The sequence below is a fragment of the Variovorax paradoxus genome (assembly GCF_030811855.1).
Lineage (GTDB): Bacteria > Pseudomonadota > Gammaproteobacteria > Burkholderiales > Burkholderiaceae_C > Variovorax > Variovorax paradoxus_L.
The window spans coordinates 1-26,829 of sequence record NZ_JAUSRN010000024.1 but is presented as its reverse complement, the minus strand read 5'-3'; the positions used below and the strand labels follow the sequence as shown (position 1 = coordinate 26,829).

Below are 26,829 nucleotides of genomic sequence, written 5' to 3'. Positions count from 1 at the left end.
GAAGACATCAATAGTCGTCCATCGACAGGGCCCCCTTGCGAACTTTGCCACCTGCGCTGCAGTTTGCAGTGATATAGCGTATGTCGTTCAGCTCCGGGATCAAGCGAATTTCGCCAACGATGACCGATCGACCTTCCAAAGTTATCCTCAAGCCAAACAGGCCATTGGGCCTCAGCCGCCATACGCGCTCCTCGCGCATTCGCTTCATTTGGGAGGAATGCAACCAGAAGCGTGAAAGCTCCACGTGGTCGAAATCGTGAATGGAAAGTGCGCCTTGTCGGCGGCGTGCTCGGCCTTCAGTGGCTGCAAGTTGCTCGGCGAAAGCCTGCAAGTCTCGATCGACGGCATTGATCGCATCGGGGTCGTCGCCACGTTCAAAGCTCTGAGGGTCGCAGCTCCCGCGAAGCCCGTGCAAGATGACGAACACACAGTACCGGTGATCGCCTGAGCTGAGGAATTCGAGTTCCTCAGCAGAAATACTGGCGAAAGCACCGCTGGCGTCGAGCAGCACGCTCTTGACCTGGATCTCGCTGCGCAGAGGCACTTCCCCTTTGAATCGAGATCGAGCGATATTTGTCACTATCAGGTCGATGCCAACATCTGGAGAAACTTTCTGAGCCTCATATCCATAGAGGAAGAACAAGCTGCAGATATGGTGCTCGGCGAAGGCTCCTTGATAGAAGCTTTCACAACTTTCTTGATTAATGGGCATAGGTAGGATCGTAAATCTGCTCAAGATATTCCTTCTCGACACCCTGCGACGGCGAAACAGGTGGCGATCGGTCTGAGCCGGTGAGAGGCTTCTACGACTTCATCCCATTCACAGGCTTTGTGCTCCCCGGGCCGGAGTGGCTCAGGGCGGCCGCCGACACCCCGCATGGCCGCCAGCCGTATACGACAGGCAACTGCGTGCATTTGGCTTCGCACCGGACGAAGCCAGCGAACAGTTGATTCAGCAGAACTGGTTGTTCATGAAGTCCCTCGCGAGCGCGGTGGCGCAGGAAGGAATGCTGATTGCATCGGCTTGACGCGGACCGGCGGTCGGTCTCGTACAGCGATCGCTGGCCTGTCGGAATAGCTGTGCGTACTGTGTCTTCAGCACCGGCTGTGGTGGAGCTGTCTTTCATCCGTTCTCGCTGCCCGATGAAGTGACTTCGTGAACCGCACCAGTGGTCGCAAAGACGACGTAACCCTTCGGCGTGCGAGTTATCTCCAAGTACGAGCGAACTTGGGCCTTGTAGTGTTCAACGACGTGGGCGGTCGGTGCGACGTCGCTCTTCCAGTCCAGCACCGCCAGAGGTTTTCCATCCTCGTCGTAAGCAATTGCGTCGACGATCCCCGTGCGAACGTATTCTTTGCCTTCGATGTCGCTCGAAGCGTAGACGTTGAACTCAGGCAGAAGCCATGGGCGAAGCGCCGCCACGATATCGATTGCCAATGTCCTGCGCACAGCAGTCGCAAGATCGAAAGGGGAAAGGCCATTCGCTGGATTGTCGGAGACCACTGCACCGAGCATCGCTGCAAGTTCGGCGGCTCGCGCTGCCAGCGAGTCGGCATTGTCAGCCGTTTCGCCTGTGAGGACCTCTTCCAAGAGCTTGTGCAGGACCAAGCCGCGCTCGCGGCCACCCTGAATTGCGACAGATTCACCGATCGCTTGGATTTCATCGCCTTGAGGGGTGATGTAGACCTCCGGCACCTCTGCCTGCTCCAGTGGCTTGGCGGCGTCTTCTTCGCGACTGGGCACAATCCAATTGATGGCATGACTGGCCGCAGCCACGCGGGCCGCTTCTTGCTGGAAAACTTCCCTGGTCTGTGTGTTCGCAGCCTCTGGCGCGCCCGGAACCAATTCCGGCACGTTCTCGGGCATAGCGATTGGCTGAAGTGCCGCAAGTCCGAGGTCCACGAGGGCGCTCCAAGCATTCCTGGCAACCGGCGCGTCCAGACGCGGAATGACCATCAACTCGCGCGCGCGAGTGGCGGCCACGTACCAAAGCCGGACGCGCTCGCGCTGGAGTTCGGCCTTCTCTGCGTCCAGAGCTGCCTCATGCCCAACAGGTGCCACTCCTAAAATTGGACAGTACAGCGTGTTGTCGTCGCGGGACAAGATATCTCGACTGGGCGCCATCGTCGTGGTGGCACCGTTGATCGGCACAACGACTGGCCACTCCAGTCCTTTGGCCGCGTGCATCGAAAAGAGAGACACCGACTCCTCTTGAGCGTCCGGCCGGCCTTCGACGGCGCGGCTGTCGTCCTCCCATGCATTGCGCACAGCGTCCGAAAACGCTGTGAGGCCTCGAATGTCGTACGCACGACTGAGGTTCAGAAAGAGGTCCACGTTTGCTAACGCACGCTCCACTTGGCGGCCATGGCGCTGCATCAACACGGGTCGGACGCGCAGTTCGTCTACAGCCTGCGCGAGCAAATTGTGTGCGGTCGTGCTGCGAGCCTTCAGCCGCAGACCCTGCAGCCGCTGCAAGACATCGCGAGCGAGCGGATGCTCGATGAGGCCCGCATCCAGGTTCAGACTGAGGGAAGCTGGTTGGCCCGTTTCTCGGTCTCTCAGAGCCCAGAGGATGCCCAGAATCTCTTCGTCGGCCAGGCCGACCACCGGGCCACGAAGCAGCGCCCCTAAGGCCAGGCTGTCGCGGCTATCGGCGAGCACGCGGGTGATGGCGATGAGGTCCTGTACCTCCTGACGCCGGAAGAAGCCTTTTCCAGCCTGCGTGGCGACCGGGATGCCACGGTCTTCCAATGCCTGCTCGTATCTCCACAGTTCCGCACCAGTCGGCGCGAGCAAGGCAATGTCTCCCGCTCGGCATTGCCGACGCTCTCCGGTGTCCGGGTCTTTGATGAGTTCATTGCCGATGAGATAGGCACACAGGCGCGCGACCGCTTCTGCTTCGCCGTCTCGTATCATCTCGGCGTTTGCCCTGCCGTTCGCGTCTGCCACGCGGACATCCAGCGCCGAAACGCAGGGACCGCCTTCTCGCGCAGGATGCCAGGCCTGCAGTGCAATAAAGCCCGGCTGTCCGGCGAGCGCGAGAGGTGCCGCGAAACGCTGGTTGACGTGGTCCAGAATCGGACCACACGAACGAAAGTTCACTGTGATGGGGATGATGCTGTTCGGGTCTTGGGACCGGAGCGCTTCGCGAGCCTCCACATAAGCGCGCACGTCGGCACCGCGGAAGCGGTAGATGGCCTGCTTCGGGTCGCCAACAAGGAAGAGGGCGCCCGGACGAATCCGGAAGCCGCGCCAGTTCGCATCGTCGATCCCGACCGGCGGGTCCCCGCACAAGCGCCAGAAGATTTCGGTTTGAACCGGGTCCGTATCCTGAAATTCATCCACAAGCACGTGCTGGTATTTGCCCGCAAGAGCCGTGCGAACGGCCGGGTGGCCACGCAGCAGATTCCGGGCTGACCTCAAGAGGTCGTCGAAATCCATGAGTGCCGCAGAGCGCTTGTAGTCCTGCATTCGGTCAATGGCTGGCTGCAGCACTGGGAGCAACTCACTTGTGACTTGCGCCGAGGCCGTGGCAAGCATTGCGTTCCACGTTTGGCAGCAGGCTGCGTGCGCGGTGGTGGCCTCCGCGGCAACTTGCCCGCCCTGAGCGGTCGAGAGGCCAACCTCTTTCGCAGCCTTCTCCCACTTGCCCTTTTTTTGGAAAGCACCGAACTCGCCCGCCTTGTTGCATAAGACCGCATGAGGCTTCGATTGCAAGAGTCCGACAAGGCCGGCAGGCTTGCTGATGTCCAAGGCATCCAAGCCATTCGCCATGCCGCAAAAGGCTGCTATGGCCTGGCCAGTCTCTGGTTCTGCAAAGCCAGCGTCCTGCGGAACTCGCGCAAATCTCACCGTCGCATCTTTGAAAGCAGTCAATGCGTCTTCCAGTGACCCTGCAGCCGGCGTGCGCACGTCCTCCTGCTCTTTCAGACGCTTCAGAATCAGCTTGACCGTTGCGAGTGTTCCTTCGGTATCCGCTAGCATCAGCTCTGCCAAGACCCCCTGAGCGTCAGCGCTCAATTCCTCTCGCAGCCACTCATCGACAACATCGTGGAAAGCGAGTTCTGTCTGGTCGCGGTCCATGATGGAGGCACCCGGGTCGATGTTGGCCTCAACCGGGTAGGGACGGATCAGCCGCTGACAGAAACCGTGGATGGTTGAGCAAGTGACGTCATCGATGTTCGCCTGCGCCTGCATCAGCGACTGCCGTTGCGCCTCGTTTAGCCCGTCAGGAAGAACCAGCTTCAACTCCAGCGGCACGTTGCCGCGCAAGAGGCGGTCCACGAAGTGACGTACTCGCTGCAACAGCTCGCTCGCGGCGAGCTCAGTAAATGTGACCGCGGCAATGCTCGTGGGGTTGACACCCTGCAGAAGCATCATCGCGATGCGGCCGGCCAGGACCGCCGTCTTGCCGGAACCCGCTCCGGCTTCTACGAGAAGTGTTTGGCCGTGAGCGCTCAGCGCCGCGTGGCGAGCGGCAGCATCTGCCAGGGGTACGGTCGCCATTATTTGGCCTCCCAAACTTGCGTGGCGTCGCCCATCAACTCAGCAACTGACATCTTTTTGCGCCTGCAATAACTGGCCGCGGCGTTTGCGGGAAGTGCGAATGCCAAGTCGTCGTATCTGTCAGCTGCCTCGACACCCGGAACCGCATTGCCAGCCGCCAGATTGGCTCGGGCGCTGTTCAGGTATCCCTTGAGTGCAGTCAAGGCGGCGTCGGGGTCGGTCATCGGCATCGATTGCTGTTCGCGCAGGTAGAGCAGAGACGGCTCGACCACCAGCGTGTGACCAAGCAGCGCCTTGACGGCAAACGCGTACAAACACCGCTGGAGTTCTTTTCCGCCATTCAAGACAAATTCGTCGCGCACCTTGCCCGTTTTGTAATCAACGACGAGGGCGCGTGAATTTCCAGCTTCGACGTCGAGCCGGTCGATGTAACCGCTCACGCGGAACGATGTGTCTGGAATGAGCACTTCCTGTGCGGGGTCCCATGGCAGCGGGGCATCGGACTTCGGATTGGAGCCACCGAATGCGACCTCACTGAAAGAACTCCAGCCGTCGGCGCGCTGATCTGTCGACTCGAGTGCATATCGGGCCAGCTGCCCGACGTCTGAGATCGTACGGTTCCAGATGAAGTCTGGCGGTATCGGCTCTTGCGCCTCCCACCTGGCGCGAATTTCGGAGAGCCCAGCATTCACCGCGGCCGCGAAGTCGACTTGACCGCCAGCGGCCCGTTGCCGCACCGTGGCCTGCAATGCGGTGTCCAGAACAGAGTGCACCAAGTTGCCAAACTCTCGCGCACCGAGAACCAACGGCTCTTCGGACAACTCGGGCGCTCCGAGCTTCATACCGTAACGCCAGATGAACCCAAGGGGGTTTCGCAACAACAGTGCAAGTGAACTTGCAGACTGCCGGCGATTCAGGGCCGCAAGGACGACCGGGTGCTCAGCCCGGATTCGGCCATCGTTCGCAGTGAGAATGGGCTGCCACCAGCCCCGCCAGCACCGGTCGGCGCTCGCTGCTTGGGCCGCCGCGCCGAACTCTTCTGGCCGGGCGGCGAGTCGATCGGACTCACTGAACGCGTGGTCCGCCCGCCGGTGGCGTCTCAGGTAGGTCGGTGCCGGCATTTCGTGGAGCAAGCTACTCAAGCCCAAAAGCCGCCCCTCGCTGTCCCGACGGGAATAAGACAGCACCACCTGGCGCTCCGTTGTACGCAGAATGGTTTCAAAGTCGCGCCGGTCCGCCTCCGACACCGCAAGCGGCTCGAGTCGCTCTCTCGGAAGGATGTGGTCGGACAGCAGCCTATCTTCGGACTGGCGCCTCGGCCAGCGGGACGAGTTCAGGCCGAGAAGCCTGACGAACCGTCGAGGGGACGCGGCGAGGTGAGCGGCGGGGATCCAGACGACGCTCTCAGAAGGCTCGAGGCAATCGTCTTCGCGCATTCCTTGGAGCGTGAGGTCCAGGGAGGCCGCAGGGCCCGCAGCAAGAGCCTTCTTCCAGATGCTGAGGGCACGGCCACGAAGGAGGGCGGCGCCCGCAGCTTCTGCTCCAGAGTGACCAGACTGCAGAAGTTCGACAAGCTCACGCAATTGCGCGGTCATGTCCGCCTCGGTTGGCCAATGCTGTGCCGTAAGGCCCATGAGCAGCTTTTGCCAAGACTGTGCGGACGACAGTGGGGCGTCGGATGGCAGGACCTTCAACCAGCCATCCGGGAATTCGGCAAAAGGCCCGCCGGTGGCTCTTGCGAGTGCCACGAAGCGCCGGAACTTGCGTTGGGTGACGCCACGTAGCAGGATGTCCGCGAGGGCAGCGGCAGCCTGGCCCTCGCGACTCGCAGTTATCGTCGTCCCGTGAACGAAGTGCAGATCCATGTTCGCGTCAGCCCGAAGCGCCAGAAAGTGGTCATCGAAGTCGCCAGGTGACGTGGAGGCTATGGCGATTTCGCCCGGCCGGGCCACTCCGGTGGCGACAAGTTGGCGGGCCCAGCGCATGGCTTCCACGGCTTCATGCAAGGCGGACGCAGCGCTGATGGTCTCGCGTTGGGGAGCAGCTGCGGCACAGATGACCACCTCCACGCCCATGTTGTCCAGCCATGCCGGAACGGAACGGGCGCCGGCATGCCATCGGACTTTCGTAATGGCAGCAAGCTGCTGCAGGAGGGGCCTCCAGCAAGGTTCCAACTCGGTCATCCCGTGAACGTCGATATTTCCGAGGCTGGCTGGCGCGTATTGAACGCGTGCGAGGGCGGCATCAACAAGCTCTCCGGGCCGTTTCATTCCGGCGGGGAGCAGGGCAAGCAGGGCAGTTTCCAAGGCCGCGAGCGAAGCCAATCGTGGATGCTCGCCGGAGCTGGACAGGTCGATGCGAGCCGTCCAAACCTTTCGCAGCGTGCCCACGCAGGCATCCACCATCCCTGGGAGAAGCTTGATTTCCTCAAGTTCTCCCAGCGCGGTCTGCCCAAGCGCAGTCTGGAGAGCCTTGCGAAGCGCCCCATCCTCGACCGGCCGGCAGAAACCTCCCGCCAAGCGGCAGGCCAGTTGCTCGATGGTCATGACTTGCAGGCCTGCGGCGCGGTTGCGCGCTGCGACGAGCCGTAGCTCTCTGGACTGCAGGCGGCCAAAGACGACGGCCGTATTCCGAACGGGTGCGCTCATCACGTTCTCCTCATTGTTCTTCGGCACGTGATGCGCCAAGCGACCGCTCAGATGCCGTCGCCCGCTCTCTCCTCCGGCCCGAACTGCAAGTTCATTTCAGCAGAATAAAACTGTCAGCACAACCTCCGAACGTGCGGTGTTTGCCTGGAGTTGCCCACTAGGGCGCTTTCCCCCGGTTGGCCACCGCGCCGACCGACATGCATGCCGCCACGGAGACTGCGCTGGCGCGATCGTGAAGTGTTCGGCGCCGCACATCTACACAGGGATCGCGGATGCCTACAACCCAGCCTGCGCCTGGCCAACTGCCTTGACCCAATCCGCGGCTTCGGCCAGATCCAGGTACTGGCTGGCGTAAGCCTTGCGGAGAAGCCCATCGGGCAAGGCCCAGTCCCACTTCTCCCGGGCCAGATTCTTGGCGTCCGCAAGGAGGAAGTCGAGATCGGGGACGTCCTCAACGGCGAAATCGCCAAGGGCATCCAGCACCTCCTGGACGCCGCCCGCCTTCTTGTGGACCTCGACGCCCGGTCCCGCGGCCATGGCCGTGAACCCTCGTCGCATGAACAGGCAGGCTAGCGCCTCGTTCGCGGCATCTCCGAGCCACGTCAGCAGCATCACTTCATTCCCCTGGTCTAGCGTCACCTTGTTGTCCAGATCCAGACGCTCATACTCATCGCGCGCTTCGCGGAGAAACTTCCGAGCCGTGACATCCAGGAAGGCGGGTACTTCCTGGCCGCGGAGAAGCTCGCGCAGGCGCTGTCTCACACGGGTGTGGGTGCGACCGGGGCCACCAGAGAAGAGGGGCGGGACACCACCCGAGGCTCTCGTGACAAAGATGGTCTTCTGAGCGTCATCCACTTCCTCGACGCGCCAAGTCTTGCCAGCAAAGAGGATCCGCTGGCCGGCAGTCAACATCTGGCTGACCGGCAGCGTTCCGAGCGTGCGGCCGCCGGCGACGATCCGGAACTCCTCATCCGAGGCGAAGGCCGCGTAGAAGGTGTAGTGGTTGACGAATTTCTCACCGAGCGGGCCGTGCAGGAGCACGCCGGACGACTCTTGAAGAATCAGCTCTTTCGTCCCGAGGTGCCGCAGGAGTTCCAGGAATTCCCCAGAAGTAATGCCGGCGAAAGGCGAGCCTGGCGCGCACAGCAGGGTGAAGAGCTCTTTGGCCGACGCGCCGCCGTTCTGGGCGATGACCGAAAGCAGCTGCTGAATGAGCGTGGAGAAGTGGGTGCCTGCGACCTGTGGCGGCTCAAACCAGCCTTCCAGGAGCAGCGAAATCATTGCGACCATCTGCAGCGTGTCCAATCGCAGCCTGTCCTTCAGGGAAGTCAGCCCGGACCGGGCATCTTCGACAGCGTAGCCACGCAGAATGGCCGGCTCACCCTCGCGCCGACCAGAGCGACCAAGCCGCTGGCGAAGGCTCGCGACTGAAGGAGGGGGACCGATCTGGCCGACGCTTTTGACGGCCCCGATGTCGATGCCCAACTCCAGGGTATTGGTGCAGATGGCGGTGGCTGGGCGCTCCTTCTGCTTCAACGCCGCCTCGGTCTCGGAGCGAATCTCCTTGGACAAGCTGCCATGGTGCGGCCAGAACTCGTTGGGTACCTGCTCACGCTCGCAGAGCTCGTTCAGGATGTGCGTGTAGCGTTCGACCTCCCGCCTGGAGTTCGGGAAGACAAGGTTGTTCGAGCCGCGCAGGACTTTGAAGAGGTGCGCGGCAATCTGCGCCGGGCTTACAGGGTCAGGTTCTTGACCGTCGACCTGCTTGATGGCGGTCGGCTCCTCGTATCCCTTGACCAGAATCTTGATCTCGACTCCCGAAGACGTTGATTCGACAAGCGCCGGCGCTCCACCAGGGCGCAGAAACTTGCCGGCCAAGCTCATGTCGCCGAGCGTGGCGGACAATCCGATGCGCGGAATGCGACGGCCAGCCGCTCGGTCAATGCGGTGCATCAGCGACTGCAGCTGCTTTCCCCGCTCCGAACCAATGAACGCATGCAGTTCGTCCACCACGAAGAACCGCGCCTCCTTGAACACAGCGGCGATCGAGGTGCCTCGGTTGCAAAGCATCGCCTCGAGGGACTCTGGGGTGATGAGCAGAACCCCTTCGGGCTTCTTCAAGAACCTGGCCTTCACACCGGAAGTGATGTCGCCGTGCCAGGGCCAGACCTTGATGTCCAGCGCTTCGCACAGCCGGTCCAAACGGCCGAATTGGTCGTTGATGAGCGCTTTCAGGGGACTGATGTAGACGATGAGGCCCTCCCCGCTGCCATGGAGCAGATTCGTGAGCGCCGGCAAGAACGCCGCCTCGGTCTTTCCGGCGGCAGTCGCCGCGGCGATGATGACGTCCTGGTCCGCAGGAAGTATGAGCGGTACCGCCAGCTCCTGAGCCTCGCGCAGATCTTCCCAACCCTGCTGCCAGATGAAGCGCTGAATGCGCTCGTCCAGCAGATGGAAGGAGGAACTCTCGCCAGCCATCGGGAATTCAGAGCTTGAACGAAGCCAGCTCGTCCGTTTCGTCTTCGAGCGTCAGGTCTGAGGCTCCGCCATCGTCGGGCGCCACTTCGAGGCCACCGAGCAATTGCCTCCAGTCCGTGCCTGCGTTTTGCTCAAGGACTGCGAGGAGGTTGATGAAGGACGTGATGGTGGTGCGTGGCGTCCGAAAATACGCCTCCCCAAGCTTGTTCGCGCAATGCTCCATGAAGCTGCCGATGCCTTGCTCCGGAAGCAAGTGCTTCGACGCGTCTCCCAGTGCATAGACATGGCGGATCTTCTGCAGCAGCACATAGAAGTCTTCGGGGGTGAGGCTCGAGAGCCGCACGACGGGCCCACTGAAGTCCACCAGACCGCCAGCCGCGAAGGTGTTCTGGGCCAGCCGCCCTTGAAGGGCAGGGTAGCTGTAGAGACCGCGTCGGGTGTCCATCAGGAATTCCGGCGTTCCGCCGAGGATGAAGCCGAGTCCCACGGCGGTACCTTGCAGGGAGTCGTTCAGGATGCGCAGTAGCTGCTCGTAGTTCGAGTTGCGCGCCTGTGTGTTGGCCAGCTTGTACAGGTTCACCAGTTCGTCAAGATTGACCAACAGTCCCGAGAAGCCCGCCAAGCGCACGAAGCGCGCCAGGAGCTTCAGCTGGTCGTAGACAGCCGCGTCGTCCACGATCGACCTGACACCGAGTGCCTGGCGGGCGTCGGTTCTTGTCGCGAACTCGCCGCGAAGCCACCTGATCGCGTCCGACTTGAGTTGGTCGTTGCCTTCTTCGAAGCCGCGGCAGTAGGCAGCGATCACATCCGCGAAGTCGTACCCGTTCACCAGTTCGGTCAGGTGTTCGAGCTTCTGCCGGATGACGGCTTCGGTCTCCAGCCCGCCCGCTTTGGCTTCCGCCTTGGCGGTTGCGATGAACTTCTCGACGATGCCCGCCAGGGCGCCACCTTCAGGCTTCGTGCGAGTGGCCAGGTTGCGCATCAACTCTGCGTAAAGTGACCGCGCCTGGCCGCCACTCGCGTGCAGGCGCCTGTCCGGATTCAGGTCCGCAGACGCGACGACCAGTTTCTTCTCCATCGCGATCGCGCGGACCAGGTTCAGAAAGAAGGTCTTGCCGGCGCCGTACTCACCGATGACGAGACGGAAAGTCGAGCCGCCATCGGCAATGCGTTCGATGTCGGTGACGAGCGTCTGGATTTCTCGGGTACGGCCGACCTGCACGAGGTGCTGTCCCGCGCGCGGAACGACACCCGCACGCAGGGACTGGATGACTGCGTCCCGGTCTTTCGGGCGAATGGTGGTGGGCGAGCTCATGCGGTTTCTTTTTCTGCGATTTCTTTGTTCACGGTTACGGGGTCTTCGCCCTCCGTAAAGGGGACGTCATGCGCATCGAATGAGGCTTCATTGATGCGCTCGAGAGCGCCATCGAGCATCAACTCAAGGTCGGACGCCGTGTCCTCGAGCTCCGCGCGGTTCCACGCAGGGCGTGAGAGCAACAGACGAACAAACGAGGTGTGTGCCTCATCCAGTCCAGCCAGCCCGGCCAGCACGGCGGGTGTGTTCTCCAGGGGCTCCTCGTCAGGGATGTCGTGTACAGCAGCCGGTGCCGGCGCGTCTTCTTCCTTGAAGATGTTCGCCAGAAGTGCGGACACTTGCTCGGTGTCCTTCTGCAGTGCGGCAATCTTCGCCGCATCCAGCTGGAAGCCTCCCGGCTTCTGGGCCAAAGTGGAAGCGCCGGGCCCCGGCGCCGATGCGGATGCCACGCGGGCTGAAGTCGCGGAGATTCCCGCCGCCGCCGCGGCATGGACATCGGTGAACACGTTCTTGGGGTCGACACCCAGAACTTTGTAGACTTTCTCGAGCATCTTGATTTCGGCTGGGGAGACAACGCCATCGGCCTGGGCAACGACTGCCATGAACTTTGCGATGGCCTCCTTGGCCTTGGCCTCCATGGGCTCCAGCTTTTTCTTGAGCGCCGTGAGGCTGACGGGCGAGTCCATCAGCAGGCGCAAGTGCGCCCGCAGCCGCTGCTGGTGGGCGGGAGAAAGGTGCGTCCAGCCCTCGACCTGCGTTCGCAGCTGCCGCAGTTCCTCGGGGCCCATTGCCCCGTCTGCAGCAGCCACGGCCGTGGCCAGCTGAAGGGTGAGGGCGGCTGCCTGGTAGGCTGCGCTGCTTCGGTTTTCCGGCTCGTTTGCACCGGCTCCGAACAGGACAATGCTCTCCTCGGATTTCGGCGTCCTGGCGCCCCCGAGAACGTCTGGCTCCACGCCAATGTGCAGGGTCTCCAGTGCACGGACCAATGCGGCGAGCTTGTCTTTCGTGACCGTGCCGCTGGCGCCGACCGCATCGAGCAGGTCGCCGAGTTTCATCACCACCATGCCCCGCTCTGCACGGGACTTGAGTTCCGCCAACGGCTGCTGGACAGTGTTCGGCCACAGCGAGGCTGGCAAGAGAAGCAGCGCATTGAGGGAGGCCCCTTCGGTGGGATTGCGGCCCAGGTACCGGCTGTAGCTTTCAAGCTCGACGGTTGTCGCTTCGACCAGGCCCTGCAGCTTCTTCAATGGGCTGGTGAGTACCGTGACGTCAGGCACATCCCCAAAGGCCAGATTGATGTTGTCGTAGCCATGGAAGCCAGAAGAGGCGGGCGTATAGGCGAATTTGAGCTTCGTCTTGCTCTTCGGCAGTAGCATGCCGTCCCCGAAGGCTTCGCCGTATTTGCGCACGAACAGTTGCTCGAACTGTTCGGCACACCTCACGGCGGGGGTGCGCAGATACCGGTTCGGGTCCAGGCGAGCCCACGCCAGTGCCACGTGGGCGGGCACCGGATGCCTGTCCAAGGCGCACTGCCCCAGTACCAGACGCAGGTGCAGTGGAAGTTCCCAGCTTCGCTCGTACCTGGGGAGCGGCTCGAGGTACAACCGGCCCGCGTACGTCGACAGGGTCACCCACGACAGAAGCTTGCTCGCATAGCCGTTGAAGGAACCGTTGTGGCCATAGATGGCAAGCAGGCGGTTGAGTTCCTCGGCGATCAAGGGCCAGTCGGCCTGCGCCGCAGCGTCCTTCGGCGCGTCCAGCAGGGCCCGCCGCTCCAGGCCGTAGAAGTACAGGAAGACGTACCCGATCTCGGCGGCCGGGTCTTTGCGGCCATCCGCGAGCCAGTTGAGGTAGGCGCGTCGCGCCGATGGCGGCACCTCCGAATAGCTTGGCCAATACCCGAAGCCGCGCTCCCGATAGTCGCCATCGCGGGGGACGCTCTTCTGGGTGTTGATCAGGGCAGGGTCGTCTCGGCCGGCGAGGGTCGGCAGCGACGCACCCACGTAGAGCATGCCGCCAGCGAGGGTGGTTCCAGCCACTGTCACGGCTTCCCCGTGCGGAACCCAGCGCCCCGTGCCTTTCGGAAGGGCACTGTCAGGGATCTTGAAGGTTTGCGTCGGTGCCGCCGGCCCTCCCACCAATACCGGCTCGTCTTCGTCGGAGCGAGCAGGTGCCGGGGTCCGGCTGGTGCGAGATGGCGTGTACGAGGGACGCGGCGAGTCCAACGGCTTCGCCCGTGTCTCGGACGCCTGAGGGGAAGAACTCGAACTGCTTCCCTTGCCGCGAAAGAACAGATACAACAGCCAGCCGCCAACGGCGACGAACCCGATCGTTATCCACGCTTCCTTGGGGACCGCGGCCAGCATGCCCAGTCCCACCAAGACGATGGCGCCAATTGCTCCGCCTCCCGATTTCTTCTTTGCCAAAACGAACTCCCTTACCCTCCGTCGCGGGCACTAGTTTTGGGGCAAACAAGGCCCTTGGTAGCCTTGTAACCGAGTTTTGCGGGCAAGAAAAGCCGTTCAACCAGGACCCGCTTGTTTCCGACTCAAGCATGGCCACTGAGTGGTAGTGCTTGATCACCGATTTGCGACGACTTGCTAATAATATCGAGACCATGCTCAGCGATGCTCGCCCCAATTCAACCGCGACAAGATTTGAATCCGATCTCGAGGATCTCGCTGCGGCTTTTGTGGACAAGTTTGGCCTGAAGTTCAACAAAGAAAAGCCGAACCTCAGTTCACCGTTGCTGCGCTGGCTCGATTTTCGTCAGCGCCATGTTGATCCGTATCCGAGGCCTGTCGTTTTGTCGGACAAGTTTCCGGTTGCCAATCTGCCTGATGAAACACAGAAGGGCTTGCAGCAGCTGATCGAACGGTTCGAACAAGGCGCTGATGTCAACCCTTATCAGGGCCGTGGGCTGATACGGAAGAATGACACCAGCGGCGAAGCCAAGCATGCACGAACGGATCTCTTGTTCGCGGATTGGGGCATCTTGCACTTCCATCTGACAACGAAACCCATCCGTCCAGGCCGCTTTTTCTCTGAGCCGGACGATTATTTGGCGTTTTGCCTTGTCGGCGGAAATGGGGTTGCATTCCTGGACGTCCTTCCCCATCCTGAAAAACTTGGCTTCGCCAATGTTGATCTCTTCGACACGATGGCAAGAAACTGGCCCGAGTTCATGGACAAGTTCAAGATCAGGGGGCAGCTTCTTCAGTCGGGAGCGCCATTGACCACGGTCCAGGTCAGTGAATTCCGGGAGGCTGGAGTCGGGGCCTTTTACAACTTCAACGGCACACTGTTTAGATCGCCTGGCGGGGGCGTGACCTCGGCATCAACGCCGCGGCGCCTGACGTTGGCATGCGATCAAATCTCCGCTTTGGTCCGCACGTTGGCAACCCTGGTGGACGACCCTGTCGGCCAGTTTCGCACGCATTCGGCGGTGACTGCCGTTGCCAATCCGGAATTCAGGCTCGGTATTGGCAGCAGTGGTCTTTGTGTTGTTGAGGCGATTTCGAAGACGGATTTCCTGCTGCCCAAAGCCGCATCGAACACCGAGCTCTCATGGATGCAAAGGCTCAACAACGAGTTTGCGCCGCCGTGGGCGGCAGAGGCGCTTTGCCCTCCAGCGGATCTGCAAGGGAATGCCTGAGCACGCTCAACGTTCCTGAGCCAAGTCGGCCAACGCACTAGCTTCGGAACGAACGAGACCGAGCCTCAGCGCCTTCGTGACCGCTTCCGAGCGTGAGTCTGCACCCAAGGCCGCGATCGAGGCCATGATGTGGTTGTTGATGGAGCCGGGCGTTGATTTCAATTGCTGGGCGATTTCCTTCGATGTCATCCCGCGCGCAATCAGGTGCAGGATTTCCCGTTGCCGGCGGGTCAAGTTCACCGGCCCCTTGGCGGTGCATGGGAAGACCTTCCGACACGCGAGCACCGTGGTTAGGGCCTTGAACACTCTTCGAGACCCTCCGCATATGGCGTAGCGCGAAAAGCACATCTTCGACAGTCAAGACGACATTTTGGCAGTCTAGAAAATCTTTGTTCTCCCACGCTGTTTTGCTCGACGGCTGGTCGATCTTGATCGACTTTACGAAGACTGCCGGATAGCGCTTATCCGCCGCGTGAACCGACACGGCCATGGCGACGCCCACCAGCGCTACCGCGATACCGGTCGCTAGCCAAAGGAAGTACGCCTCGTGTCGATTCCGCGATTTCAAGAGTGGTGCTGTCACGATCTAGGTTCAATGGCCGCGCCGTCTCTTGGAAATACAACATCCAGAAGTTCCTGTTCGATGGCGTAGGGACGCTGTACAAGAGCTTCCAGTTCAGTCGTCCAGCCGCGAGGCTCACATACCTTCGCGATTGCCGCTAGTTCATTGCGCTTCAGTGACCGCGGCGCATTTTCCGCACCGAAATCAAGGCCCGTGGGGACGACCATGCCGTGAAGCTGCAGGGTTTGCCCGAAAGCAGCGCAGCAGGTTGCGATGTGATCGGCAATTCGAAATCCACCCGCGTCAATGTCCCCCCAATGCCAAATGGTGGACATGGCGGATAGGCTTGCCACGAGCTTGGAGAAGACTTGTTTCCATGAAGGACACGGCATTCCCCCCGTGTACAGAACTACCCAATCACGACGGTCGGCTGCAAGCCTTGCCGCTTCATGAAATGTCTCGAGGTTCTCGATGGTCATCAGGCTCGGACAATCGGTAAGGTATTCGATTCGCTCGATCGAAGCCGGCGGGAGCCCGAGATATGGTTCATCGGCATGGTGAGCTCGGCCTTTGCTGGTTCTCACCAGGGCTGCGCCTGCCAAAAGAATCGTGGGTGGGTACTTCACAAGGCCGAGTTCGTGCAATATGTCTTCGACGTCTCGATCCGGCGCATCGAGTTCTGCCTGCAGCAGAACATTCAAGAGTGGCGTCAGCGACTCGACCTTCTTGCTGTTGCCGAGGACGCGGGTGCTGAAGCGCCGGATCGCCACGTCCCTTGCGGGCTCACTGCGACACAGGTCCAGAATCCGGACCGCATCGATCCAGCGCTGATACTCGGCTGCTGTGGTGTTGCAGACTTTCTTGCCCGTTCGCCAGGTGGGAAACAAGCCCAGCAGCACGGGGTGGCGACCCGCAGCCTCGGCCAGCGCGCTTTCGGCCCTCGCCACTACATCCCAGCGCGGATCGGCATCCAGGAATTTTGCCAGTGCACTCGCATCAATCAATCGCAGAGCCTCGACCTGATTGCCGGGCCCGGCTCGCCGGTCCCACTGGATTTCGATGGCGCCCGCACGTTTTGCGAGCTCCAACTCCCCGTGGCAGCGAGTGCGCTCTTCGCGCGTCAGTCGCAAATCAAAGTACGCTGGAAAACTTGACTCGGAAAAGCGCAAGGTGACACTCCTTGCGCTTGGTTTGGCGGCAGCATTCTCCGCACGCCGCAGCAATTTTCCCAGTGCCTCCTGTGCCAAAGAGGTCATGCGGCAGCCGCAATTTTTTCGACCATCAGGTCTATCAGTTCCGGATTCTGCATCGGCATGTCACTGATCATGAGCGCACGCGCAGGCTCCTTGATCACTTCCTCCTCCGCGAACACGTCGGAGCCGACGCGAAAGAGGTCGTACAGCGATCCCAATACCGACACCAGCTTGCCGCGGTCTGAATCAGGAGCCGCAAATGCGCATTGCAAGCCGAGGGCGGAAAGGAATTTGGCGGTCACGTAGGTGTTCTGTTCATCGAATCCATGAAAGGCCTCGTCGGTCAGCATCAGGGCAAATCCATCATGCCGCTCGCCGGCCTTGATTCTGTAAGCATTTGCCAGGCACGCCCCTGCGATCACATAGAAAGGGACGAGATGCTCCCCATTGGAGGCCACGCCCAGTCGCTTGCTCAGGCGATCGACCTCGCCGCCATTGACGAAGATGCCGAGATCGAACCGGAACAACAACCGATAGTCTTCCAACGGGTTGTCAGTCGTCAGCCCCTTCTCGCAATCTTCCAGGAATTTGACGAGTTGATCCTGGGTCGTCCCTGTCTGCTCCAGCGGCAGCTCTCCCGATTCCGCGGCTGCGCTGTCGATGATCAATTGATAGATGTGCTTGTGAGTTTCGGCTGGCTCCGCAAGGAACTTGTAGCGTTCGTTGTTGGTGAATTCCGGGCACAACTGAAGAATGCGATTCAGGTCCTTGATATCGAGTTCCATGCGCATGATGGCTTCCCGCATTCGGAAGGCGACATCCGCCCTGAAGGACCGATTCGCCGCCTCACGCGCCTCTTCGGCTTGCTGGCGGTACTCGACGAGGGTGGAGTCCTTGAGCTTGCTCAGGTGGCGCTTTGTCCAGAGTGCGGCCAAGCGCCAGTCGCTGCGCTCATCCACGAGATTGATCGACCATTGGTTGATGTAGTCCTTGAGGTCCGAGCGCGCCGCGGCTTCCGCATTGGCGATCCGGCTTCCTGCAGAGGTTTCCTCGCTGACCAGGCGATTCAATGTCACGGCCATGTCCTGCGCAGCCGCCACAAGATGCTCGTATTTCTCGACCGCCGCGTCTGAATCGAAGTCGCTGTCACCGACCGCTTTGGTGTACTCCTCTTGCAAGAGGAGCAGCTTCGCGGACTCCTTTTCAAATGCCTCACGCTTGTTCCCAAGGCTTGCGGATGCGGTTGCTATCTGACCAGCCAGGAGCTGCAGCGCATCGTTAGCTTCTTTCGCTGCACGTTCCGCGCCCTTGACCTTCGCTCCCAGCTTTTCAAGGTGATCAGGCAGTTGGACGTCCGCCGCGAGTTCGGCAGCCGCCTGTTCTTCAGCTGCCGACCGATACGCCGTCAGGGCTGTTTCATACGCTGCGAGCGTCGTGGTCTTCAGGCAAGCCTTGACCATCGCAAGAGCGGCATCGGCGGCAGCCCACCGCTCACTTGCAACGGAAACAGCCTGCGTGTGCTTGCCCAGATCCTCCCGTAGCTGCTTCTTCTCGGCTTCTGAAATCTGCACGCCCAGCACCCAAGGTCTGGCTGCGTCAGTGCGCAGACGCCGGGTCCCCCCATTGGCGCTGAGCATGCCGTCGACGGTCATGGCGCGGTCGTTGGTGCGCAGTTCTTCCTCGGTGTCGACCCGCACCATGCGGCCGAAGAGCCTGTGCACAAAGGCCAGGGCAGTGGCATGCTTGCCTGTGATCAGTTCTGCGACCGTGCCCCCACCAGGCTTTCTACCTATCGCATCGCGCAGGTGCCATGGTTGCACGATGGTGACGTCGTAGAGGTATTGGCGGGTTCTTCGAAGTGCGCGCACCGCCTCGTTCTCGCGGCCCTCTTCGACAACAAGTGCGAAGCGGTTGCGTCCCAGAAATGTCTCGATCGCAGGTTGCCAGGCCGAATCGGTGACGGAGACAAGACTGGCGACCGGCCTGCAGGCGATCCGCATCTCCTCCAGAAGGCTCATCGCAATGGCAATGTCGTTGTCTTTGGGGAGGCGAATGCCGTTGTTGGCAGCACTGATCTTTTGTGTGGTTGCAGCAAGATCTCTTTCTGCATCAATCTTTTCGATTCGAAGGGCGTTGAGTCGATGCTCAAGATCCGGCAGTGTCAGCCGCAACCGCTCCAGCACTGCGCGCAACCCATGCAAGTCAACGTACTCGTCGGTTGCAGCCGCAGCTTCCCAGTTTTGGGCATCGGCCTTCAGCAAGAGAAGGCTCTCGGCAGGCTCTTCGAGCACCTGCGGCACCACCTCCAATGCTTCACGCACGGCCAGGCACAGCCGGTCAAGGTTGGTACGCGCATTGCGGAAGTTCGTGGCGAGCGCGCTCGCGACCAGTTTCGCCTGCACCGGTGTCTTGGCGGCCGGGTCGGAATTGAATTCGGTCAGCAACCTGATATGCGAGGCGTTGAGGTCCAGCGACTGCGTGGTCTTCAAGATCTTGGCCTGAGTCAATTCATTGAGATTCTTCTCCAAGGAAGAGATCTGTATGTCCAGATCAGACGCTCGCTGGTCCGACGCTTCCACTTCCAACTGCATCCGGACTGCCTTCGAAACGGCGCGATTCCGGTACAGGGTTGACACGCCATTGAAGCGCCTGTCGATATCTTCCAGCGCCACGATCTGTGTGCCCACCTCGTCGATTTGCTTGAGCAGCGATCGAACGGTCTTGATGTGTTTGAGTGTTCCCTGTTTGTCGATAGGTTGAGCATCCACCAGATATCCGCGAAGGTAGTCGTCGACACTCGACACGTGCTTCAAGCGCAGGCTTTGCATCAGAGAGCGTACGAGTTTCTCCTTGTCGATGCCCCGGCCGCGCGGTGCGAGCGCGTGGAGCAGCTCCCCGAGGTACGCCTCCGGCTTGGATGTGATGGTTGGTGTGCGGCCGCTCGTCCGGGCGAGGTTCCGAGCGAGTGCGTCGAACGTGGACCAATCGAGTGGCGCCTTCCCGCCTGTGTCCAATGCCCCGAGGTGATCCTCGAGCTGAAGCCTCACTCCCGGCAGCACGTACAGTCCGAGCACGCGATGCTGCTTGTCTGTCGCAAGCGCATGGATGCAGACTCCGCAACTTACACAATCCGCTGGCGTATCCCCCTCGAACACCAGGCTGATGTATGCGAGCGCCTCATCTCGCTTGCGTGTCACGATCCCCTTGTCCGAGTCCGAGCGAAGCATGCCCAGTGCGTAGTCCCGCACGGATCGACGGTCTTTGTAGATCGACTGCGCGTTGAACTGCGTGTACTGGCCATGGGCGCCCAGAAGCGCAATCTGGATGGCATCCAAAAGACTTGTCTTGCCAGCGCCATTGGGTCCTATGAAGGCGGTTCCCTCCGCGCGCAGGTTGAAGGTCTCGTAATCCCAGAACGAGTACTGGACCAGGTGCATTTTCGAGAGCATCTTCATTGCTGCACGTCCTCTTCGGTTACTTCTTTCTCGTCAGGCGCGATGCCGGAGACAGCCAGCGCGGCTTTGAGGCTGGCGCCGAACCGACCGACCGCTTGCTCGCTGAGAACCTCTGCGATTCCGGGCAGGATCGCTACGGCAAAAGGCTGAGGATCGTCATCCGCTGTATCGGCTTCCTTGGCCAAACCATTGCTCCATGCCATTTTGATCAGCGCCATGACATCGCCCCGCCCTTTTTCCAGCGGCTTGCCGCACATCTCCATGTAGGTCGCCGTCAGCTCGGTCGCCGTGACGATTGCATCGCCGTCAGGGGTCAAGTCGCCGACGCTCCCGTGTTCGTGATACAGCCGCCTGAGGACAAGCAGGAAGACCGTTTGCTGCAGATCCAACAGCGTGGGCTTGGCGACATCCGGCACGATGCAGCAGAATTCGCGATGGTCCTTGAAATACAGCCGGCAGCCCGAGAGCTCCACCGCTTCCTCGAACTCCGGACGATTGGCGCTGATCAGCCGATAGGCCGTCACCTGATGCAGAAAGCGGCGATACAGGCATTGCTGCGTGAGTAGCTGATGCAATGCCTGTTTGCACATATCCACGGTATAGAGGCCGTCAGATCGGTCGGCGACCGCATTCCAGTTCTTGGGCATGGTTCACTCCCGGGTAATGATGAAGTCGGACGTCTCGAAGAAAACTGTCTCTGCACGCTTACCCGCAACAAGTTGGGCGCGGAAGCCCAGATTGCGCAACATCGGATTCTTCTCCAGCAGTTGGGGCTGCCGCGTGGAGATCAGGGCCAGACGCACCAGCCCGAGATATGAAATCGCGTCGTGGACAGTCTGAATCGGCAACTCACTTGCGGTGATGCGGGATCCCGGCGAAATGTGGGCAGCAACGTAGGCCTTGAGCGCCTTGGGTGACACGTCGCGGTTTTCGATCATTGCCTTGCGCAACAGCATCAATGCGCGCTCGCGGGGGGTCATCTCGCGCTTGGACAGCGCGCGCCGCACCGGCCTTGGCGCGGGAGCGACGGGAAGTCGAAGACGGTTCTCGCTGAATGGAAGGGGTGTGCCGAACAGAGCGCCCTCGAGGGGCAACCCGGACTTCACCGTCAGCAGCGCGGCGCGCACCGTGTCGTCGAGAACCTCAACCAACCGTTCTGACGCTTTCAGGCGATAGCCCAATGTTGCGACTGCCCGTTGGGTGGCCGCATCCACGACGTTGTCCAACCGGTCCAGGAATTTTTCGACGTCCAGCAACCGTCGAAATCGCTGCAGATCAGCCTCTACCTGCTCAGCGACGTCAGCGCCATTGGCTCCTGGTAGTTCGGCATAGCCTGAAAGGAGCTGACGGCGCGCCCCGTCGTCGTAAGCGATGGTATTGACGGCCTGAAGAATTTCGAATCGCAGCCGAAGGGGATGGTTTTTTGTCTTCAGTTGCTTGAAGTCACGCACATAGAGTTCGGAGATGTGTTCCGTGAAAAACCGCTTCACGAATACCGGGGTGTCCGACTCCTGCGTGAGCTGCTTCATCAAGTCGCTGACCCGGGCCGTGGTGGTGCGAAGAGAGTTGATGAGGCCGACGCACAACTGCGCTGCGCTGATGAATCCACTGGCTTGGGCGCGAGGGTCTTTGGCTGCCTCGCGCACCTGGTTGTAGATCATCAGAATGTCTCCACCCACCAGGCGCGGTCCTTGAACTAGAAACTGCTGCAGGGTGTCCATGAAGCGGGCCACCGTGTCATCCATCGAGATGAACTGCCGAAATCCAACTCGCTCCTGAACCAACCATCCCGTCTCGACAAGCCGTGCCAAAAGCTGATTGGCCTGGATCACGATCGGCGTGAGCACTGCGGCATCTCCGTCTTCGGAATCCCACCCGCGGTCCAGGAGAAATCGCTCGACCTCCTTGACGACCTGATCCCTGAGATAGCCTTCAACATACGGCGGCACAGAGTCCACACCGAAGAACCGATCCGACAGGCGATGCAGCAACTCCCACGCCCGACGGTTGTTGCGGCCGGTCAGCGGCGCAAACAGATCTCGCGGCAGTCGATCGAAGAGGTTCATTGACGAATTTATAGTCGACTATAATTTATACTGCAAGATAAATTATTGTGAGCGCTAATTTGGTCACTCAACCGAACTCCGGAGCACGCCTGCGCGACCTTCGAACCGTCCTGATCTGGGAAGGTCAGATCGACAACCCCCGAGTCAGGGACCTCCTCGGCATCAAGGCGGTGTGGGCGAGTCGATTGATCGCCGACCTTGCCGCGGACTCTTCGGACATCGCCTACCGCCAGACCAGCCACTCGCCGTTGCGGATTCGGCCTGGGGCATCCCTCCCCGAGCGCGGCCACTCCGCCGATGATTACCTCCGGGTGCTGCTGGCGTCCGAAGGGGCCAGCGCTGAAGTGGAAGACTGCCGCCGAGACCTGTCCGTGATTTCTCCGACGACGTTTGCCATGGTCGCCGGTGCAATCAGGCACGGGACTGGGTTGAAGGTGGCGTACCGCTCGATGTCGAATCCTGCTGGCGCGCCACGCCTCATTTATCCCCACGCTGTCGTTCGCGCACCTAGACGGTGGCACGTCAGAGCTTGGTGCGACACGCGAAAAGACTTTCGGGATTTCAATTTCGGACGGATTGCCGCGATCGAAGCGCTTGATCAGACTGCACCGGCAGGGCGTGCTGAAGACAAGGCATGGAACACGCTGATAAGCGTAGACGTTGTTGCTCATCCAGCGCTAGCACCACAACAGCAGAAGATGATCGCGGACGAGTATTTCCCGGGCGTATCGGCTCGCAAGCTGAAGATGCGTCGATGCCTGATCGGCTACGTGATCCAGGAACTGAACATCGCGACAACGCCCGATACGCAACTGCCCCCGCAGTTTCAACTCTGCGTAGCACGGCCCAAGGACATTCTTCCTTTGTTTCCCAAAGATCTGTAGCTCCGAGAAATGGAGCGCTGTACTAGAGAAGTGCAGCCCAACTGGCATCTGCTGTCTCTTTTTCAGTCGAGGAGCTCCTATCGGAGCAATGCATATACCCAGAATCTTTCGTAAGACGTCAATTAACCACGCCCTTGTTCAGTGAACGATGAGCTGTGAGGCTACGTGCCCATGTAGAGCAACATGGACATGTAGACATGACAGAGCAATACGCAGAATTGAGAGGCCGGTTGGTTGTGGGGCGCAAGAGTGACGGTCGCAGAGTCTGCGACGAGGCCGACAAGAAGGAATTGATCGTTGCCTGTCTCAAGCAGGGAGTGTCGGTGGCCCGCATGGCGATGGAGCACGGTGTCAACACGAACCTGCTGAGGACGTGGATCGCGGCTTACCAGGTGCCAGCGGGCGACATCGCGCGAAAGCAAGATGCGGCATTCGTTGCCGTGCGCGTAGAGGGTGAACAAGATCAGCCTCAGCGAGTTCCTCAGCGCGAGCATCCGGTCGACCACTGCCCGAATCGTCTTGAGTCTGTCTGCGCATGATCATCGAGATCATCGCCGCAGGTGTCGCCATGGCCGTACCCCATGCCCAGAACGCGGGTCGAGCGACTTTGCGACATTTGAACTTTGCTCGCACAAATTCTGTCAACGCCAAGTTCAGATGTCGCATTTCTTCTTTCTTGATAGAGCCCGGCGAACGCCGTGACTGCCTTGCTTTTGAACTCTCACAGACCCTTCAGCCGGAGGCGGGACGTACCGCCTCAAGCTCAGGAGTGCCCTTGAGCTTCCGGTTCTGGAGGGGCAGGGTGGGGCGCCCGATCACGCGGATCGCAGCCTCAAGATCTGCAGCCGCGAACTGACGAGAGCGCTTGCTGCCAGGCACAGCCTTCTTGGCATACGGAGGTTGGCCCGAGTTCGTCCTGGAGGGCGTGTTCGATGCATGGCGATCGTCACGTTGAGCCTGGATCACGAGGGCCGCCTGCAACGCATGGCCCAGGCGCTTGTTCTCGACGATGGCGGCCGTGTCGACCTGCGGCAGTCGGTCGTAGCGCTCGTAGACCAGGTTTGCACCGTTGGCCCGCAGCTCGATCCGGCCACCGGGTACTCGTAGACATCGATGTACCGATGGATCAGCTTGCGGTTGGCCAGCGTTCCTTGAGCAGATAGATGGTTCTCTCGTGCCGCAACGTCAGCGATAGCGACACCTTGCGCTGCAGCCGCCAGGTGAACAGCAGATCCAGATCTTCGTCATCGCGCACAGGGCGATGCGCATCGAACTCGCGCAGCGGCGCCTTAGCGAAACGCGTGTTGAAGTCGGCAATGAAGTGCGGTGCGAACGCATTGGCCGCTTCGCGCGTGTTGATCTCCCGCAGGCGCAGTTCCCTCACCAAGCGATCCTGCAAGGTCAGGTTCGCGCGCTCCACGCGGCCCTTGGCCTGGCTCGTGTTGGCACACATGATGTCGATGTTCAACTCGAAGAGGACGCGCCCGAACTGGGTGGTGCCGCGGCCGAAGTCGGTCGAGACGCGCACCGCGCGGAAGATGCTGGCCTTGTCGCTGTAGAACGCCACCGGCTTGCCATGCTGCTCGAGGTAGGCCCGCGTGGCTTCGAAGTACGCGAAGGCCGACTCGGTCGGCACGAAGTGCAACTGCATCAGCCGGCTCGTGGCGTCGTCGATGAAAACCAGCAACGTGCAGTGCACATCACGCTCCTCGAACCAGGCGTGGTGCTGCCGTCGATCTGGATCAACTCGCCGACGCACGCCCGGCGTTGCGAGGCTGGTGGATCTTGGCCGCGCTGTTTGCGGGGCGTCCACAGGCCGGCCGCCGTCATCAGCGCCCTGACGGTCTCCTTGGCCAACGCAAGCCCGTGGCACTCACGGAGCTTCTCGCACGCAAGTGTTGGCCCGAAATCAGCATACCGGTCCCGGATCAGCGCAGTGGCACGCTCGGCGACGCCTGGCGCCAGTTGACGGTTGCTGGGCTGACCTCGCTTGCGCGAGACCAGCCCGGCAACACCTTCGTTCTTGTACCGCTGGACCAGACGCTCGAGTTGTCGACTCAGACCCAGCCGCTGCGCGGCCTGGCCCACGCGTGCCATCCGGTCGACCACGGCCTGGATGGTCTTGAGGCGATCAGCTTCGCGCATCGACATGGTGATAGTTGCCGCCGGTGTTGCCATCGCTGTGCCTCGGATCCAGAAGCTGGACCGGGGCAACAATGCGACATTTCTATTCGGTCAAAACACGACATTACTAATCAGCCGCTACAAATTCGTCCGATACAAGCTTAATTATGTTAAATAATTGACGAACTCGGCCCGCCGCGCGAGCCCCGGCTCAGCAACTTGTCGTTCAACGTGTCAGGAAAGTATTGTTCCGCGTGGTCAGCGATCAAGTTGATCGAGCCGCTCCGTTGGGCGGGCCTATGCGAAAAGTGACTCCAGCATGGCACTTGTCGATTGGGCCAGAGCAGTTTTCACTGCCGCCACCGATCCATCTTCGGGCGCGGACATCCTTTCGAGGCGAGCCACCCAAACCGACCAACCAGCATCGCCGCGCTCGCTGTCGGGCCCATGGTACGCGGGATCATGTTGCACCAACCCGTACTCCGGGACTCCAAGGCGTGAGGAGAACATCAGCGCTGCTTGTGGCAGGCCTCCCATAAATTCGTTGGGAGCGCGCGCCAGCAAGTCAGCGACCGCATCGATTCCATCGGCATAAAAACCGCGGTCTTGCTCTTTCGACGATGAGTCCTTTGCGAATGAAACCCGCCATGGACCAAGGGCAGCACTGGACGCGCGGCCGCGCCACTTCGACGCGAGGTGGTTCCACGTTGGGACATCGAATACAGCTGCCGTGACGGCCTCCAGAAACCTGCGGTCGGGATCCGGGTGACCGCATCGGGCACAGAGCGCCCGCACGGAGAGCAACCATTCTTTCGGCACCGCGTGATGCGGATACGCCGCGGAGGGAAAGGCGACGGCACGATCCCGATCCTCCGTATGACGATTGTCTTTGAGCACGACGCCGGACAGCCCTGGCCAGCGCCGAACCCGACGAAGGAGTTCCATTTCCGGGTCATCGAATTTTCTCAACCCAATGACAGTGCCTTCCGAACGAGCGCGCTGCGCGTCGCTCACCGCACGGAGGTTCATCCGCGATATGCGGAACATCTGCTGAGGACCTGACCACAATTCGAGGGCCTCACCGCTCGGATCGAGCGATACGGACGAGGGCAGCATGCTTAGTCGTCGGCACTCATCGATCAGCGACGCGATCGCCTCGACAAAGCTGGGCGCGTACCTCGTCTTGAAGTCGTGGCTGTCTTCACGGCGGGGCGCTAAGGGCTGAACCGCGACCCAGTTTGAAGGTGCATTCCCATCACGCGCCACGGGTGCCGCGACGCGCAGATCCTCGGCAGTGAACAGCTGGTCGAGAACGAATTGCCAACGGAACTGCTGGCCTTCGAAATGACTTTCCAGGTCACCGAGCAAAGGTTCAACTCTCTGCCGGATTTTTTCCCAAGGCCCCGACAACAGGGATTGCTCGACGTCGTTGTCCGCGCGTGTGAGATCGCCGGACGCATTGGTTGATTTCATGTTCACCTCGAACGTTTTGGGCGTTGCGGTGTGCACATTGCCGCGCCCAGTTCAAGGTACTAAGCGGGAGGGGGAGAAACGGCCCGGGTTCACCTTCCGCTGAAAAGCGGGTGCACAGCAGGCTTGGGCAGCCGGCACCCAGTCTAGCGAGATTTGATGCTGTCGACAATGAATGGGCCGCCTGGATTCGGCCCGATCCACTTTGGCAGAGCGTTTGACGGATCTCGTATGTGCCGGGATCTGTGGCCGCCAATATGTCAAAGAAATTGGTTGTGGAGTGTCAAACGAATTACTAGAACCACTTTGTCGGCCCGATTTTGATGGCCACGGCTCGTGTTATGAATTTAACATAACATACATTGTATTTCTCGGATGTGTGGGAGCAAAGTTGTAATGTCGCATTCCAGCAAAGTTCAAATGTCGCAAAGTTGGCCGCCCCGAGCTCGAAGGCATGGCCATGGCGACATCT

The 26,829-nt window shown here is 60.7% G+C and carries 15 protein-coding genes and 1 pseudogene; 3 read left to right on the top strand and 13 right to left on the bottom strand.

The window, feature by feature from the left end; translation table 11 throughout:
- Positions 1-7: 7 nt before the first annotated feature.
- The 6 genes from J2X92_RS28615 to J2X92_RS28590 all read right to left on the bottom strand — a co-directional run bounded on the left by J2X92_RS28615 (position 8) and on the right by J2X92_RS28590 (position 13,374).
- The gene (locus J2X92_RS28615; protein WP_307581122.1) at positions 8-712 is read right to left on the bottom strand and encodes a hypothetical protein; all 705 of its coding nucleotides are present in this window, start codon (positions 710-712) and stop codon (positions 8-10) included.
- Positions 713-1,123: 411 nt separating this feature from the next.
- Positions 1,124-4,507 (bottom strand): UvrD-helicase domain-containing protein, encoded by a 3,384-nt coding sequence (locus J2X92_RS28610; RefSeq protein WP_307581120.1) that lies wholly within the window; start codon positions 4,505-4,507, stop codon positions 1,124-1,126.
- Positions 4,507-7,155, bottom strand: coding sequence for a PD-(D/E)XK nuclease family protein (locus tag J2X92_RS28605; protein ID WP_307581118.1), 2,649 nt, complete (start codon positions 7,153-7,155; stop codon positions 4,507-4,509). Before J2X92_RS28605 ends, J2X92_RS28610 begins: the two co-directional genes overlap by 1 nt.
- Positions 7,156-7,431: 276 nt before the next feature.
- On the bottom strand, positions 7,432-9,633 hold the full coding sequence (locus J2X92_RS28600) for a DEAD/DEAH box helicase (RefSeq protein WP_307581116.1): 2,202 nt from the start codon (positions 9,631-9,633) through the stop codon (positions 7,432-7,434).
- Between the two features lie 7 nt (positions 9,634-9,640).
- Entirely contained in the window at positions 9,641-10,948 is a 1,308-nt protein-coding gene (locus J2X92_RS28595; RefSeq protein WP_307581114.1) for an ATP-binding protein, read from the bottom strand.
- The gene (locus tag J2X92_RS28590; protein WP_307581113.1) at positions 10,945-13,374 is read right to left on the bottom strand and encodes a tellurite resistance TerB family protein; all 2,430 of its coding nucleotides are present in this window, start codon (positions 13,372-13,374) and stop codon (positions 10,945-10,947) included. Before J2X92_RS28590 ends, J2X92_RS28595 begins: the two co-directional genes overlap by 4 nt.
- 149 nt (positions 13,375-13,523) lie before the next feature.
- Between J2X92_RS28590 and J2X92_RS28585 the strand changes: the two genes are divergently transcribed.
- Positions 13,524-14,603, top strand: a complete 1,080-nt coding sequence (locus tag J2X92_RS28585; RefSeq protein WP_307581111.1) for a hypothetical protein — start codon at positions 13,524-13,526, stop codon at positions 14,601-14,603.
- 6 nt (positions 14,604-14,609) lie between these two features.
- Here the strand turns inward: J2X92_RS28585 and J2X92_RS28580 are convergent, their stop codons facing one another.
- The 5 genes from J2X92_RS28580 to J2X92_RS28560 form a co-directional block, all read right to left on the bottom strand.
- Positions 14,610-14,843: a LuxR C-terminal-related transcriptional regulator gene (locus tag J2X92_RS28580; RefSeq protein ID WP_307581109.1), complete on the bottom strand. Its 234-nt coding sequence runs from the start codon at positions 14,841-14,843 to the stop codon at positions 14,610-14,612.
- A 339-nt stretch (positions 14,844-15,182) separates the two neighbouring features.
- Complete coding sequence (locus tag J2X92_RS28575; protein WP_307581107.1) at positions 15,183-16,421, bottom strand: Wadjet anti-phage system protein JetD domain-containing protein; 1,239 nt, start codon at positions 16,419-16,421, stop codon at positions 15,183-15,185.
- The gene (locus tag J2X92_RS28570; RefSeq protein WP_307581104.1) at positions 16,418-19,813 is read right to left on the bottom strand and encodes an SbcC/MukB-like Walker B domain-containing protein; all 3,396 of its coding nucleotides are present in this window, start codon (positions 19,811-19,813) and stop codon (positions 16,418-16,420) included. The genes J2X92_RS28575 and J2X92_RS28570 overlap by 4 nt, the downstream gene beginning before the upstream one ends.
- On the bottom strand, positions 19,810-20,460 hold the full coding sequence (locus tag J2X92_RS28565) for a DUF4194 domain-containing protein (protein ID WP_307581103.1): 651 nt from the start codon (positions 20,458-20,460) through the stop codon (positions 19,810-19,812). The genes J2X92_RS28570 and J2X92_RS28565 overlap by 4 nt, the downstream gene beginning before the upstream one ends.
- 3 nt (positions 20,461-20,463) lie before the next feature.
- Positions 20,464-21,879: a Wadjet anti-phage system protein JetA family protein gene (locus tag J2X92_RS28560; protein WP_307581100.1), complete on the bottom strand. Its 1,416-nt coding sequence runs from the start codon at positions 21,877-21,879 to the stop codon at positions 20,464-20,466.
- Between the two features lie 47 nt (positions 21,880-21,926).
- Between J2X92_RS28560 and J2X92_RS28555 the strand changes: the two genes are divergently transcribed.
- Complete coding sequence (locus J2X92_RS28555) at positions 21,927-22,763, top strand: WYL domain-containing protein (RefSeq protein ID WP_307581098.1); 837 nt, start codon at positions 21,927-21,929, stop codon at positions 22,761-22,763.
- 197 nt (positions 22,764-22,960) lie between these two features.
- Positions 22,961-23,302, top strand: a complete 342-nt coding sequence (locus J2X92_RS28550) for a transposase (RefSeq protein WP_307581096.1) — start codon at positions 22,961-22,963, stop codon at positions 23,300-23,302.
- 193 nt (positions 23,303-23,495) lie between these two features.
- On the opposite strand, the pseudogene J2X92_RS29625 reads toward J2X92_RS28550, so the two are convergent.
- A pseudogene (locus tag J2X92_RS29625) lies at positions 23,496-24,941 on the bottom strand (ISNCY family transposase).
- Between the two features lie 243 nt (positions 24,942-25,184).
- Positions 25,185-26,360 carry a hypothetical protein gene (locus tag J2X92_RS28540; RefSeq protein WP_307581095.1) on the bottom strand — a complete coding sequence of 392 codons (1,176 nt, stop codon included), beginning with the start codon at positions 26,358-26,360 and terminating at the stop codon, positions 25,185-25,187.
- Positions 26,361-26,829: the final 469 nt, after the last annotated feature.